Origin of the sequence: Pedobacter sp. P26 (assembly GCF_050632135.1) — a bacterium.
GTDB lineage: Bacteria > Bacteroidota > Bacteroidia > Sphingobacteriales > Sphingobacteriaceae > Pedobacter.
This window is the reverse complement of the sequence record NZ_CP192574.1, coordinates 35,715-49,175: the sequence shown is the minus strand read 5'-3', so window position 1 is coordinate 49,175 and position 13,461 is coordinate 35,715. Positions and strand designations below refer to the sequence as shown.

14 protein-coding genes and 1 pseudogene are annotated in these 13,461 nt (G+C 39.7%); 10 read left to right on the top strand and 5 right to left on the bottom strand.

The annotated features are described in order from the left end of the window. Positions 1 to 6: 6 nt before the first annotated feature. Positions 7 to 384: a hypothetical protein gene (locus tag ACQ86H_RS00290; RefSeq protein ID WP_431293455.1), complete on the bottom strand. Its 378-nt coding sequence runs from the start codon at positions 382 to 384 to the stop codon at positions 7 to 9. Between the two features lies 1 nt (position 385). Further along, positions 386 to 1,534: an ATP-binding protein gene (locus tag ACQ86H_RS00285; protein ID WP_138819140.1), complete on the bottom strand. Its 1,149-nt coding sequence runs from the start codon at positions 1,532 to 1,534 to the stop codon at positions 386 to 388. Positions 1,535 to 2,109: 575 nt separating this feature from the next. Between ACQ86H_RS00285 and ruvX the strand changes: the two are divergent. From ruvX to ACQ86H_RS00245, 8 genes and pseudogenes are all read left to right on the top strand, one after another. Beyond that, positions 2,110 to 2,525: pseudogene (ruvX, locus tag ACQ86H_RS00280) on the top strand (Holliday junction resolvase RuvX). Positions 2,526 to 2,532: 7 nt separating this feature from the next. Next, positions 2,533 to 3,168 (top strand): O-methyltransferase, encoded by a 636-nt coding sequence (locus ACQ86H_RS00275; RefSeq protein WP_138819142.1) that lies wholly within the window; start codon positions 2,533 to 2,535, stop codon positions 3,166 to 3,168. An 82-nt stretch (positions 3,169 to 3,250) separates the two neighbouring features. Further along, the gene (locus ACQ86H_RS00270) at positions 3,251 to 3,925 is read left to right on the top strand and encodes a glucosaminidase domain and LysM peptidoglycan-binding domain-containing protein (RefSeq protein WP_138819143.1); all 675 of its coding nucleotides are present in this window, start codon (positions 3,251 to 3,253) and stop codon (positions 3,923 to 3,925) included. Positions 3,926 to 4,021: 96 nt separating this feature from the next. Continuing rightward, the gene (locus tag ACQ86H_RS00265; protein WP_431293454.1) at positions 4,022 to 4,864 is read left to right on the top strand and encodes a glucosaminidase domain-containing protein; all 843 of its coding nucleotides are present in this window, start codon (positions 4,022 to 4,024) and stop codon (positions 4,862 to 4,864) included. 48 nt (positions 4,865 to 4,912) lie between these two features. After that, positions 4,913 to 5,665 carry a hypothetical protein gene (locus tag ACQ86H_RS00260; RefSeq protein WP_138819145.1) on the top strand — a complete coding sequence of 251 codons (753 nt, stop codon included), beginning with the start codon at positions 4,913 to 4,915 and terminating at the stop codon, positions 5,663 to 5,665. Beyond that, positions 5,662 to 5,988, top strand: a complete 327-nt coding sequence (locus ACQ86H_RS00255; protein ID WP_431293453.1) for a hypothetical protein — start codon at positions 5,662 to 5,664, stop codon at positions 5,986 to 5,988. The genes ACQ86H_RS00260 and ACQ86H_RS00255 overlap by 4 nt, the downstream gene beginning before the upstream one ends. Positions 5,989 to 6,206: 218 nt before the next feature. Next, positions 6,207 to 6,569, top strand: coding sequence for a DUF3078 domain-containing protein (locus ACQ86H_RS00250; protein ID WP_431293452.1), 363 nt, complete (start codon positions 6,207 to 6,209; stop codon positions 6,567 to 6,569). Positions 6,570 to 6,600: 31 nt separating this feature from the next. Next, complete coding sequence (locus ACQ86H_RS00245) at positions 6,601 to 7,107, top strand: hypothetical protein (protein WP_431293451.1); 507 nt, start codon at positions 6,601 to 6,603, stop codon at positions 7,105 to 7,107. 2 nt (positions 7,108 to 7,109) lie between these two features. Here the strand turns inward: ACQ86H_RS00245 and ACQ86H_RS00240 are convergent, their stop codons facing one another. After that, on the bottom strand, positions 7,110 to 7,841 hold the full coding sequence (locus ACQ86H_RS00240) for a hypothetical protein (RefSeq protein WP_431293450.1): 732 nt from the start codon (positions 7,839 to 7,841) through the stop codon (positions 7,110 to 7,112). Positions 7,842 to 7,937: 96 nt separating this feature from the next. Between ACQ86H_RS00240 and ACQ86H_RS00235 the strand changes: the two genes are divergently transcribed. Continuing rightward, on the top strand, positions 7,938 to 8,927 hold the full coding sequence (locus ACQ86H_RS00235) for a helix-turn-helix transcriptional regulator (RefSeq protein WP_431293449.1): 990 nt from the start codon (positions 7,938 to 7,940) through the stop codon (positions 8,925 to 8,927). Between the two features lie 79 nt (positions 8,928 to 9,006). Here ACQ86H_RS00235 and ACQ86H_RS00230 read toward each other — a convergent pair whose 3' ends face one another. Further along, complete coding sequence (locus tag ACQ86H_RS00230; protein ID WP_431295499.1) at positions 9,007 to 10,749, bottom strand: DUF5916 domain-containing protein; 1,743 nt, start codon at positions 10,747 to 10,749, stop codon at positions 9,007 to 9,009. A gap of 85 nt (positions 10,750 to 10,834) precedes the next feature. After that, positions 10,835 to 11,467, bottom strand: a complete 633-nt coding sequence (locus tag ACQ86H_RS00225; RefSeq protein WP_431293448.1) for a carbohydrate binding family 9 domain-containing protein — start codon at positions 11,465 to 11,467, stop codon at positions 10,835 to 10,837. A 406-nt stretch (positions 11,468 to 11,873) separates the two neighbouring features. Between ACQ86H_RS00225 and ffh the strand changes: the two genes are divergently transcribed. Then, complete coding sequence (ffh, locus tag ACQ86H_RS00220; protein ID WP_121285452.1) at positions 11,874 to 13,211, top strand: signal recognition particle protein; 1,338 nt, start codon at positions 11,874 to 11,876, stop codon at positions 13,209 to 13,211. Positions 13,212 to 13,461 lie beyond the last annotated feature (250 nt).

Here is a 13,461-nt window from a genome sequence, read left to right as displayed (position 1 = left end):
ATTTCTCTACATCGGCTTCGGTAGCTTTACGGTAGATTTTTTGGTTACCTGATCTAGTGCGGTTTTACGGCGTTTCATCTGGATTCTTACCAGTTCTCCCGTAAGCGAAACGTGCCCCACATCAAAACCACCCGTTGGTCCTTCAACAGCAACAAGCTCCCCGATTTCGAGGTAAATGTTATCATTATTAAGGAAAAACTCTTTACGTGAACCTTTAAATTTGATTTCGGTAACCTGAAAAGGTTTATAATTAGAAGGCATATCCAAATTAGACAGCCAATCGTGAACTTCCATTGTCTGGCAACCACCGGTGCCGCATGAGCCATTACTTTTGCATCCATTAGGGGTGCAACCACCACCTGTTGAACAACTTCCACATCCCATATTAATTGTATATATATTGAGTCCCCGCAGGGAGCGTTTTAAACTTGATAATTTTTACCAATTGTAAAGATACATCTAAAAACAGAATTTTCGGGTTCGCGTTTCTTTCAATGTGGTAATGTGCCTTTTCCAGTTCGCCGATTATGGCCTCTGCCATAGGTAAGGTAAGCACGTGTGTGCTGAGTTTTTTGGCGGTTTCGAATGTTAATGGAGGTAATTTAACCAATTCTTCGGCACCACTTAAAATTAAACAGCATTCGCGTAAATAATTTACGCCATATTTTAAAAAATTCTTCTGGTTTTCTCTTCCCCATTTGGCAGCCTCATCGGTAAAATCGATCAGATCGGGAACTTTATTTCCAAAACCCATCCTTAGCCAGGCGGTAAAGGTGCCCGAACTGTCGCTTTGTGTATCGGCAGCCAAAGCTTTGGCCTCAATTAAATTTCCATCGGCCAAAAAGGAATAATCAATAGCCTGGTGCTCAGTTAATCCGCTTGCATTTAATAAATATCCTGTAACCTCTTCCGACGAAAGTTTTGGGATTTTCACAATTTGCGTCCTGGATAGGATGGTGGTTAAAATCTGATCCTGACTTTGCGCAATTAAAATAAACAGTGTATTTGCAGGCGGTTCTTCGATTAATTTTAACAAGGCATTTCCAGCTTTATCCAGGTATTCCGGAAGCCACATAATTAAAACCTTTGTTTCCGCTTCGAAGGCCTTATAACTCAGCTTTTTAATAATATCGTGGCATTCGGCAATGTTGATATTGGCCTGTTTATTGGCCGCATCAAGCTTGGAGCGCCAGATATCCATATCAAAATAAGGATCCTGCATCAGCATACCCCGCCATTCATCCAACACATCTACAGCAGTTTTTACACTGGCAGAAGCAAAAAACGGATAGGAGAAATGCAGATCGGGGTGGATGAGGCGTTCGTATTTTCTGCAACTCGAACACTCGCCACAACTATCGTTCTCTCCTTTATTAAGGCAATTGATGTATTGCGCATAGGCAATGGCCAGGGGTACAGCTCCAGAGCCAGCAGGCGACAAAAACAGTTGCGCATGGCTAATACGGTTTTCTTTAACCGTTTGCACCAATTGTTGCTTCACTCTTTCCTGTCCGATAATTTCTTTAAACTGCATTTGGTGCAAAATAAGAAATAGATATGAGATTCACACACAAGTGACCATGTTCTTACGTTCGGCATACATATTTGGCATGTAGCAACCGCCTAAGTTTTCAAAATTTAAGAGTTTGCCTGCCCATCGTATAGCGATAGCGAAGCTTCATTATTGTTTTTTTGGAAATGGCTGGTTCTGTTTCAATGGCAAATGCAGTCCTGCTATCCCTTTAAGTCCTCGCTGCGCTCCGGGCTTTTCGTTCTATCAGGTTTATTTAACTAAAATCAGTAATTCTTCGGGAACATCAAGTAGCGCACTATGCAACTTTACCCAACCGAACTGGCCTGCATCAACTAAACCTGATGGGAGCGGCAGCCCCGAAGCATGAGGGCTAAAGCATACAGCAGGACAGCACCTACCCAAGTACCACAGGTTTTGCTTTCCAAAAAATAGAACAAATCAATTTTTCAGTTAACAACAAACACGTTACCAAGGCATTAGCACTTATGTTTATCGATTATTTCAAAAAGCTTACCTTTGGCTTTTATTTTTAAACGGTAGTAAACGCTTTGCGCCAAACACCCAACGCTTAACTTATGGCACGGATCCTCGCATTTGATTATGGAACAAAACGCATCGGCATTGCGGTAACCGATCCTTTGCAGCTAATTGCAACAGGCCTGGATACGGTGCACCCGAAAGATGTGATCGAATATGTTAAAAAATACATGCTTTCCGAGCAGGTGGGGGCCTTTGTGCTTGGGGATCCTAAACAAATGGATGGTTCTCCGTCTGATTCGGCACAACATGTGAAAGGTTTTGCTACGCTGCTGAAAAAATCGTTTCCCGATATCCCAAGACACTGGGTTGATGAACGTTTTACTTCTAAAATGGCGCATCAGGCCATTATGCAAAGCGGGTTAAAAAAAGCGACAGAAGGGATAAAAACAGGGTTGATACCATTGCTGCAACCATCATTTTACAATATTTTATGGAAAGTAACCGTTTATAACCAAAAAATGAGCCTGATAAACGACGATTTACAAGATCTATTAATTGCTTATTGCGAACCTGAAAGCGAATTGCTTCAACAGATAGACCGCGAAACCAACCTTAAAGTTTTAATGCCCCGTATGCTTTCAGGCCATTACCAGGGCAGGGTGTTAAGCATGCTCAGCAAAATGATTTCCCCTAAGAGGATTTTAGAAATCGGCACTTTTACTGGTTATGCCACCTTATGTCTTGCTGAGGGATTAACAAATGATGGCCTGCTATATACGCTGGATATTAATGAAGAACTGGAAGATATGGTTCGCAGAAACTTTGCCAAATCAGCATATAACGATCAGATTAATTACATCCTTGGCGACGCTACCACTACAATAGCAAGTTTAGATGAAGTTTTCGACATTGTTTTTATCGATGCCGACAAGAAAAACAACGGTACCTATTATGATCTCATTTTTGACCGTGTACGCCCGGGCGGGATTATTATTGTGGATAATGTACTATGGAGTGGAAAAGTACTCCAGGAGAAACAGGATAAAGACACCAGAAATATTACTAGTTTTAATGATAAAATAGCTGCAGATGAACGGGTTGAGAAATTGATTTTACCTGTGCGTGATGGTTTGTTTGTGATCAGGAAGAAATGATGATGGCATATAGTTAATGGCTCATTGCCTGCTAAGCCAAGGCTATTAACCATTAAACCATGGTCTATTAACCAAAAAAGAAATGAAGAAAATCTTTACTTTTTGCCTGCTCCTTTTAGCGGGGATTATTGCAAAAGCGCAAGACACAGAAGAATATATTGCAGCGCACGTAGAATATGCACAAGGTTTAATGCATGATCATAAAATTCCGGCCAGCGTTATTTTAGCCGTTGCCATACATGAATCTGCTGCCGGAAACAGTAAAATTGCGCAGCACCTCAATAACCATTTTGGTGTAAAAGGGCCTAACAACAATGCAGATATCCATTCTTCGTACCGCGATTATTTAAATGCGGACGAATCTTACAGCCATTTTGTTGAAATAATGGAAACCCGCGAGCCTTTTAACAACCTGTTTGCGAAGTACGATCAGTACGATTACAAGGGTTGGGCTTACGGCATCCGCCGCTGTGGTTATGCCAGCAGTAGAAGATGGGCCAGTCAGGTTATTGGACTCATTAAAAAATATGAGCTTTACCAATACGATGAGCGACCGGAAGGATACGAAGAACCTGTTTATGCCACTCCGGTACGCCGCCACACCAGAAGCAGAAGAACAACAAAAACTTATACTGTAAAATCGGGCGATAACTTAAGTATCATCGCCAAAAAGAAAGGTACAACAGTAAAAAAACTGATGCAGAAAAACGGGATCAAAAAAGCAAATTTAAAACCAGGGCAGAAGATTAAGTTTTAGTTATGAGTCCTAAGTCTAATTTTCAGTTTGCAATTTTCAGTTCACAATTAACCTATTTCAGTTCACAGTTTTCAGTTCACAATTAATCATATACCAATGCGTTCATCCAACCAACTTATCCTATTAGCGACAATCCTCGTTTTTTTAAGCTCATGCGGTTCCAGGAAATTTTCCAAAAACAACAAACAGATTGAAAAAGCAGCCAACAAAGCCAATAATAACTCATACAAAAGCTATAATACCTTAAGTTATATTGATGAGTTTAAAGGCGTAGCCATAGAAGAAATGAACTCGGCCGGTATTCCTGCAAGTATTACTTTAGCACAGGGTATTTTAGAATCAGGCAGTGGAAACAGCGATTTGGCCAAGTATGCCAATAATCATTTCGGCATTAAATGTACTTCAGAATGGAAAGGAAAAAACTATTTCCGTGATGATGACCAAAAAAACGACTGTTTTAGGGTATATAAAGATGCCCGCGAATCATTCAGGGATCATTCTGAGTTTCTAAAACGCAAACGTTATAGTTTTCTTTTCCAACTGGATAAAAACGATTACAAAAGCTGGGCACAGGGATTAAAAACAGCGGGGTATGCCACTAATCCTAAATATCCTGATCTGTTAATCAATACCATCGAAAAATATCAGCTTTACCAGTACGATCAACCAGAAAGCGAAAAGCAGAAAATTGCGCGCGAGGATCGTGTTTTTACAGAAATCAATCAAAATATTCCCCAGGAGAAGGCTAAGTTTACACCAGTAGAAACACCACCTGCAGGCGCCAAACCAATTCTTGCCGATGGCACTTATACCGTTGTTAAAGGAGATACGCTGTACAATATTGCTAAACGCTTTAACTTAACAGTCGATCAGTTAAAAATGCTAAACGAAATGAGTACCGACGCTATTAAGCTAGGTCAAACACTTAAGGTTAAATAATGTTAAGTACAAACATCGCCAGCAAGATATTTGTAGTTTTGTAGCTTAATGAAATTTTTTATTCCCTTTATATTTATTCTTGGCTTCTCTACGTGGCTTCATGCACAAAATAAACCTGTGCAGGGAATTGTTATTGATAAAGAAACCAGGCAGCGTTTGGCCAAAGTGTATATTTACAACATCCGTACGGGTGATGGCTTATATAACAACACAAAAGGCGAATTTAGTACCTTTGCCCTACCAGGTGATACCTTGGTTGCAGCTTTATCAGGCTATGGAGTTGATACCATTGTTTTTAAAGGCCAAACTGCTGCATATTTTCAACTCAGATCGCTCGGCATCAGACTACGCGATGTAGTTATTCAACAAAAAAGATTGAGCCCACAGCAGCAATACGAAAAAAATGTTCAGGAATACCGTTACCAAACCATGAAGGGAAGTAGTAAAGATTTATTGAATTTAAGTAATGGTGGTGTTGGTTTAGGTATCGATGCGATCTATAACCTGTTAAGCAGACAAGGAAGAAATGCCCGTCACCTTCAAAAAATTCTGGAAAAAGATTATCGTGAAGACCTGATTGATTATCGTTTCAGTGCCAGTCTTGTCAGCCAGGTATTAGGTATAAAAGATGCCGAACTGACAGATTTTATGCAGCAATATCGCCCTACTTATCAATTTGTATTAGATGCAACAGATTACGCCTTTAATCTTTTTATCAGGAATGCCTATAAAAGCTACAGGTTAAATCCTAAAGCCTTACAATTGCCGGCATTGCCCAAAATAACCATTGATAAGCTGTGAAGGCGCCAATCCTGATCGTTAAAAAACTTCCGGCAGCTGGCATGGCCATCTTTCCTTTTATCCTGCTAAAATCTTCAAAGCTTAAAAACGATGCAGAGATGATTAATCACGAGAAAATCCATTTGCGCCAACAGTTAGAACTGCTTATTTTGCCTTTTTATCTGCTGTATCTTTTTAATTACCTTATCAACCTTTTTAAATACCAAAACCACGACCAGGCTTATCGGAACATTGTTTTTGAAAAGGAAGCTTATAATCATGATACCGACCTTAATTATCTGAAAAACGGCAATTGGTACGGCTGGATCAGATCAATATTATAAGGCGATTTTCTGTCCAAATTGCATTGTTGTTCTGGCAATCATTTTGTTAAATGCTTTTTATCTCTAAAATTTTTCTTTTTCTTTGTAGGTAATGAAGAACTGTTTAGCTGCCATAATCCTGATTCTAAGTTTCTGCTCTACAAAATTATATGCACAGGAAATTGATACAATTCCGATCAATACTAAAGACCTGAATATAAAAGTTAAAACGTAGTCCGTTGCCAAGCAGGCAGGGACCATTAAACTTTGAGCCTGTAAAAATTAAGCCTTTGGTTGTAAACGCCAGGATTAATTACTGGAAAACAAGAACCAACATTGGTATCAACATTAACCAGGCCCAATTCAGTAACAATTGGAAAGGTGGTGGTACCAACTCTGTAGCCGTTGGCGGTTTGGTTAACTGGAAGGCAGAATACAACAAAGACAGTTACAGTTATGTAAGCGAGCTTGTTTTGCAATATGGCAAAATCAAAAATAAAGATCAGCTGCAAAAGAAAACCAACGACCGTATTTTTTGGGATAATAAAGCTTCTTTCCAGCTTTCTAAAAGCTGGTTCTTCTTTTGGATCGTTAAGTTTTGAATCCCAATTTGATAATGGTTATTCTTACAGTATGGTAAACGGCCAGGAAACCGCCACGCTGATTTCAAAATTTATGGGCCCGGGTTATTTAACAGAATCTATTGGTTTCGAGTATAAGCCTGTTAAATATTTTTCTACCCGTATAGGTACCGGTACTGCACGCCAAACTTTTGTCTTGGATGAAAAGCTTTTTCTTGATCCTGTTGATAATACCAAACCGCCAAAAGCTAGTGTTTTTGGGGTAGATTATGGCAAAAAAGTACGTAATGAGTTGGCTTTTCAGATTGTAAGTGCAATTGATAAGGATATATTTACCAATACGAATCTTAAGGCACGTTACCAGATGTTCATTCCGTATCAGGATTTTAAGATGAGCAATATTGATCACCGGTTAGATGTTGCATTAACGGCAAAAATCAATCGTTTTATGAACACGAGTTTAACTGGCGTACTCCTGTTCGATAAGGATACAGGCACGAACAAAATACAGGCGAACCAGACTTTAGCGCTGGGTTTTGGCTTTACCTTCCCGAGATAGGTTTACCCGCCACCTATTTTACCCATTTCCCAGTACGGCATGGTAATAATCTGCCTAAAGCCTACGCCCCTTTGTTTTAGGTAACGTTTAAACTGCTGTACTGATTTTGCCCTGCCTGTTAAGTAAAACGTAGCATTTTGCCACATTTCCCAACATAGCGGGTGCATATTGTCCATCCAGTTGATGGCATTTTTCGCAGGGGCATTCAGGTCAGATGGTACCGTATCAATCAATAATTTGAGGTGTTCAACTGAATTCAGGTTTTCTTCCTGGAGTTCCAACACCCCAAAATACTCTACATCTTCATCAATTACCTTTTTACCCAGCGACTCATACAAACCGAGGCTGGTTTCATCGCCAAAAAAGAAATGCTGATTGGATGCTTCATTGTATTTTACTTTTGCCTGATCTACAATCAGTTTTAAACGGTCTCCTTTTTGGATATTTACAGCTAAATGATGTCCGGGCCCTTGCCTGTTCAGGTAAAAAATCACTTCGCAGGTTTCGTGTGCTTCGTCAAAGCCCGATAAAGTATAATGTCTGTATTCATTGGCGTTAACCCTCAGCAATACTTCGTTTCCGGGTATAAATTTAGCTTCAAAAAAATCGCCTTTAAAGGTAACGCACTTTAAGTTGCTGCTTAACATTTTGGTTTCTACAACTTCTACTTGATATATTTTATTGCTGATCACTTTTTCCATTGTGTTGGCCAGCCATGAAGGTAATTTAGGCATCGTATTCTTTTGTTTAGTAACTTTGAACAAAAGTAGTTGTCTAACAAAAGGATCTTTTTATACCAAAAGGATTAAAGTTTATATCAAAAGGATTTTATGGCCTTAAACATTTACGATAGCGATGATAAATATTATGTTGTAGGAAGTAAGTTCGACATTGCTCAATTTAATCAGCCACTGGTAACCGAAAGGCGGGATAAATACAGTTTCCCTTTTGGCGATGCAGAGATCGTACAGATTGCTTTTTCGGGCATTTATATCGTTTACGGCGATATGGTGGTGAAACAAAGCCGCCTGCGCATTAAATCTTTTGATGAACCTGATATGGTAGAGCTCCACTTTGCACTTACTGGCGGAGGCATTATGGAAAATTACCTCACCAATAAACGCCTGGATATTAAAGCAAACCAGCATAACATTATTTATAGTCCTGATTTTGACGGGATGGCAGAGTTTGATACGGGAGGTCCGCATAAATTTTTTGAGATAAATTTTGAAAGGTCACGTTTTATTGATTTAACCAGCGAAAGCAGCATCCTGTTAAAGAATTTTGCCGAAAACATCATGAACAGCCGTTCGGTAGAAATTTCATCAGAAAACCTGCCCATTACCCTGGCCATGCATAGCTGCATTAAAGATATTATGAACTGCCATTTTACAGGTGGGTTAAAATTATTGTTTCTTCAGTCTAAATGTTTGGAACTGCTTGCACTACAGGCCCAAGCTTTTGAACAAGCAGCTAAAAAAACCGTAAATCCTGCTATTAAATCGGCTTATGATAAAGAAAGGATCTATTATGCCCGGGAATACCTGCTGGCCAATGCCAATCATCCGCCATCTTTAACCGAACTGGCCAAAACCGCAGGAATAAACGAATTTAAGCTGAAGCATGGCTTTAAAGAAGTGTTCAAAAATACTGTTTTTGGTTATCTGAGCGATTATAAATTAATGCGGGCTAAAGAGCTCCTGGCCGATAGCAGCAAAGACATCAAAAATATTTCGGATGAACTGGGTTATTCTTCAGTACAGCATTTCAGCAGCGCATTTAGCAAGAAATTCGGCATAAGCCCGGGGAAAGCGCGGTAGGTTGGTTGGGCGTTTGGAGTCCAAAGTCCCCAGTCTTTATTCTTTAGTCCTGGATGTATATTTTTTCCCGGCCTTAGGTTTAAACCCAAGGCCAGGAAATGCCCAGACCAAATCTTTCTAAACCTTTTTTCCTTTTTTTCTTAAGGTCCAGATAATCTACATAATACAAAACCCTAACTGAAAGGCTGTTATTTTGCGGGGCATTTAAAATTCCGCTCAGGTTTTTATTGTAGCGTTCTGTGTAATAAGTATCGTAAGTTTCTGCCGCATCTTTATAAGAAACGGATAAAGTGCTGCCTGGAGCAAACTGCCAGGTATAAATTAAGTCAATATTAAATACATTGTAATTTCTGTCTAGCCCGTTTAATGGCGTTCCGGTATAGTTGCTCAAATTGCCATCAGGTTTAAGCAGGTAAAATTCTTTATTTCTTCTGTCGCTCCAATAGTGTCTCAACACCACTGTAAAACCCATTAAATTGGTAAAAGTATATTTGGCATCGAAAGAATTTTCTACCGTTCTGCGGTCGTATTTGGAGAAAATAGCTTTATCACCCTGTGCCGTTACCCAATTTACATAATTATAATTTGGGTTAAAGTTAAGATCTAAACCAAAAGCAATTTTATCATTTATCCGCAGGTTCTGGAAAAAGTAAAAATTGTACTCTTTGCCCTTAAAAAGTTCCTGTTCCCTGTAGCGGATGTTTCCTCCAAAGTTATAAGCCTTTGCGCGATTTGGATTAATATATAAAACGAAACTATAGCTTTCGGGGGTTTTATATACCTGACCGTTTCTCGATTCGTAGAAATCGTTTTTTGCAGCGGTATAGATACCGTTTACTTCTGCCGACCAAAGATTTTTAAATTGAACATAAGGTCCGCCTTCTACAGAAAAAGTTTGGAAGCTGCCTGGTATAGCTCTCCTAGAGTATAAAATATTAAAGTAGCTTAATAACTGATTGTACCAACTGCTTGGCTTATAGACATTATAGTGAAAATCCAGCACCTGATCTAAAAAATTGTTATTGGTAAAAAAACCCAAATCAGAAGGATCGAATTTATCATCGGCATATTGCTGCGAATAGCTCCAGGTAAAATTACCGCTCTGTTTACCAAACTTAAGCCCATAACTATATCCGGTACTGGTTTCTTTACCCCTTAAATAGCTCATTTTACCTGCGCCATTAACAAAGTATTTGTTCCCCTTATTGTTTAGGTTAAACAGCAATGCAGTTACATTGGCATCATAAGCCGAGCCCCGCCTTAACACATTGGTATTGATAAATGTTGCCGAGCTATTATTTTTTAGTGATTGATCGAATACCAGAATATTGTAATTGGTAAGGGGCTGGGTTTCGACCATGCGGATGTTACCCTGCGCGTCTTCCACTTCTGTTTCCATGCCGTTGGTAACCGCATTAAAAATCCCGATACCCAGGCCTTTCGCCGTCCGTCCAGATATTTTTGTGGCGTTCAGCACTTTGGCTTCTTTCTGATCTTTTACAATTTTATCATTCCCCACGCCACTGTAATCGTAGTAAGACGGAATTGAGCCAATCCGTTTAGAATAAAAAAGATCGCCTTTGTTAAACAGTTCGGTTCCTTCGGTAAAAAACTGGCGGTTTTCGTTAAATTTTACTTCAAAAGGGGTAAGATTCAGGATCCGGTTATCTGATTGCACCTGACCAAAATCGGGCACAAGTGTCATATCGAGAGTAAAACTGTTGTTAATTCCATATTTAACATCCATCCCGCCATTAAACCGCGCGGTGGTGTTTTTTACCCCTGGCAAATTAACCGGATAATGGTTTACATAAGCCGAAATATAGGGTGAAAAAGATAACCTTAATGGCGGTTTAATATCTTTTATCCCTGTCCAAAGGCCTTCCTGATTGATGAAGCCATTTACTTTAGGGTCGACGAAATTCCAAAAAAGTTTGCGTATTGCTCCGCTGTATCCTGCGGCTAAAGTTCAATCCCCAGTGCTGAATATCCTTACCGGAAAAACGAAGAGCTGAATAAGGAATTTTCATTTCACAGGTCCAACCGTTATCGTCCAATTTAACGGCACTTTCCCATACCGCGTTCCAGTTTGCATCTTCATCACCCACCTGCGAGTATTTGGCATCAAATTGAACACCCGCAGCCGTAACAAAAAAGCCGTTTCCATTCATTTTATCGTAAAATGGATCAAGAATTATCGAAATGAAATCGGCGTTGCCGATATTATCCCTCGAAACCAGTTCGTGCGAAACACTATCAGGGTGATCGTACATCCGGGCGTAAACATAAATGGCTACATCATCATAAATCACCTTCATTTCAGTACGCCGATCATAAGTTTCTATCTTTCCAGGATTTGGCCTGATCTGAATAAAATCAGTGGCAACGGGAACATTGTTCCAACATTCGTCATCTAAAACGCCATCTATTTTTGGGCTTGGTACCGTTCTTTTCGCTTCCAGTTGCCGCTGTTTCGAAATATCCTGAGCCTGAGAAAAGGCAAAAGAAAATATAAAAAGAAGGATGATGCAGCGTTTCATTCGTTTAGGTTAGTTCGGTATAAGACCATGCCTTAACCAAAATGTTGCACCTAAATGAAAAAACATAAAATTTAAGTCATTCAACGATTTAAACTTTATTGTTTCAGCGCAATATTTTGTCCGTTATTTCCTTTCCTTCCGGGCGGAAACCATTGTACTTAAACCCGACAGAAACGGAAATACTTTTTGCTGCACTGCTCCCAAACTTAGCTGTCATGCTGAGGCACAAAAAGATTGAAGTGAATGGTGGGAGTACAGTACCTATGAAAATCGAACTGCTCATTTTCAAAAAAAGATTTTTGCCTTTGAGGTGCAGCAATTTACAAGCAAAATTTGATACATTTGCCTTTTATTAAAAACAAGTAGCTTTTTGCCCTTTGGCATGAAGCTTTTAGCTTAAAAAAAGATGTTTGATAATTTACAGGACAAGCTAGACAGAGCGTTTAAAGTATTAAAAGGACAAGGCAGCATTACGGAAATTAACGTGGCAGAAACCATGAAGGAAATCCGCAAAGCATTATTAGATGCCGATGTTAACTATAAAACAGCAAAAACATTTACTGATGATGTGAGGCAAAAAGCTTTGGGGCAAAACGTACTTACCGCCGTTTCTCCGGGCCAGCTGCTTACCAAAATAATGAATGATGAACTTGCAGCCTTAATGGGTGGTGAAGTTACAGAGTTAGATACTAAAGCAAACCCTACCATTATCTTGATTGCAGGTTTAAACGGTGCGGGTAAAACTACTTTTGCAGGTAAACTGGCCTTACACTTAAAAGGCAAGGGCAAAAAACCTTTATTGGTAGCAGGCGACATGTACCGCCCGGCGGCTGTAGATCAATTGGAAGTTTTAGGAACTTCTGTTGGTGTATCAGTTTACGCAAACCGTGCATCAAACGATCCTGTTGGCATAGCTTTAGAAGGTATTGCACACGGTAAACAAAATGGAAATAACGTAATCATTATTGATACCGCAGGTCGTTTAGCGATCGACGAATCTTTAATGAACGAAATATCTGAAGTTAAGGCTAAAACGCAACCACACGAGATTTTATTCGTAGTGGATTCGATGACTGGTCAGGATGCGGTAAATACAGCCAAAGTATTTAACGACCGTTTAGATTTTACAGGTGTTGTTTTAACCAAACTGGATGGCGATACCCGTGGTGGTGCGGCCCTTTCCATTAAATCGGTAGTAAACAAGCCTATTAAATTTATCGGTACCGGCGAGAAAATGGAAGCGCTGGATGTTTTCTATCCAGATCGTATGGCATCGCGTATTTTGGGTATGGGTGATGTGGTTTCACTTGTTGAGCGTGCACAAATGCAGTTCGATGAGAAAGAAGCTGCAGAATTGCAGAAGAAAATACGCAAGAACAAATTCGATTTCAACGATTTCTACAACCAGATTCAGCAGATCAAGAAAATGGGCAACATGAAAGATCTGATGGGCATGATACCAGGTGTGGGTAAAATGATGAAGAATGTAGATATCCAGGATGATGCCTTTAAATCAATCGAAGCCATCATCAATTCGATGACACCATTTGAGAAAGAAAACCCGGATAGCATTCAGCAAAGTCGCCGTTTACGTATTGCAAAAGGTTCAGGAAGTAAGGTAGAAGAAGTAACCAAGCTCATTAAACAGTTTGAAGATATGCGTAAAATGATGAAGCAGTTTTCTAACCCTGCAGCCGCAGCCGCCATGATGAAAGGTATGCCTAAAATGCCATTTGGCAGATAGTTTGCAAGGTTAAGGGTAGAGAAGGTTTATGGCGTAAAATTAGTAGTCACGTCATGCTGAACTTGTTTCAGCATCTTTTAAAATAATATAAATCCTGATCAGCAATGATCAGGATTTTTTGTTTATAGGTTTTGGAAATGGGGGTTCAGTATTCCATAGTGGGTTTCAGCCCTGCTTTCCCTGCTGCCGATAGAAGGAATCGGCATTCGTCCAATCAGGTTTATTAACATCGGTTGCTGAAACCAATGGG

Bases quoted from the DNA above. Each gene is read 5' to 3' on its own strand.
- ACQ86H_RS00290 (WP_431293455.1), bottom strand. From the start codon at position 384: ATGGGATGTGGAAGTTGTTCAACAGGTGGTGGTTGCACCCCTAATGGA.
- ACQ86H_RS00285 (WP_138819140.1), bottom strand. From the start codon at position 1,534: ATGCAGTTTAAAGAAATTATCGGACAGGAAAGAGTGAAGCAACAATTG.
- ACQ86H_RS00275 (WP_138819142.1), top strand. From the start codon at position 2,533: ATGAGCCTGATAAACGACGATTTACAAGATCTATTAATTGCTTATTGC.
- ACQ86H_RS00270 (WP_138819143.1), top strand. From the start codon at position 3,251: ATGAAGAAAATCTTTACTTTTTGCCTGCTCCTTTTAGCGGGGATTATT.
- ACQ86H_RS00265 (WP_431293454.1), top strand. From the start codon at position 4,022: ATGCGTTCATCCAACCAACTTATCCTATTAGCGACAATCCTCGTTTTT.
- ACQ86H_RS00260 (WP_138819145.1), top strand. From the start codon at position 4,913: ATGAAATTTTTTATTCCCTTTATATTTATTCTTGGCTTCTCTACGTGG.
- ACQ86H_RS00245 (WP_431293451.1), top strand. From the start codon at position 6,601: ATGGTAAACGGCCAGGAAACCGCCACGCTGATTTCAAAATTTATGGGC.
- ACQ86H_RS00240 (WP_431293450.1), bottom strand. From the start codon at position 7,841: ATGCCTAAATTACCTTCATGGCTGGCCAACACAATGGAAAAAGTGATC.
- ACQ86H_RS00235 (WP_431293449.1), top strand. From the start codon at position 7,938: ATGGCCTTAAACATTTACGATAGCGATGATAAATATTATGTTGTAGGA.
- ACQ86H_RS00225 (WP_431293448.1), bottom strand. From the start codon at position 11,467: ATGAAACGCTGCATCATCCTTCTTTTTATATTTTCTTTTGCCTTTTCT.
- ffh (WP_121285452.1), top strand. From the start codon at position 11,874: ATGTTTGATAATTTACAGGACAAGCTAGACAGAGCGTTTAAAGTATTA.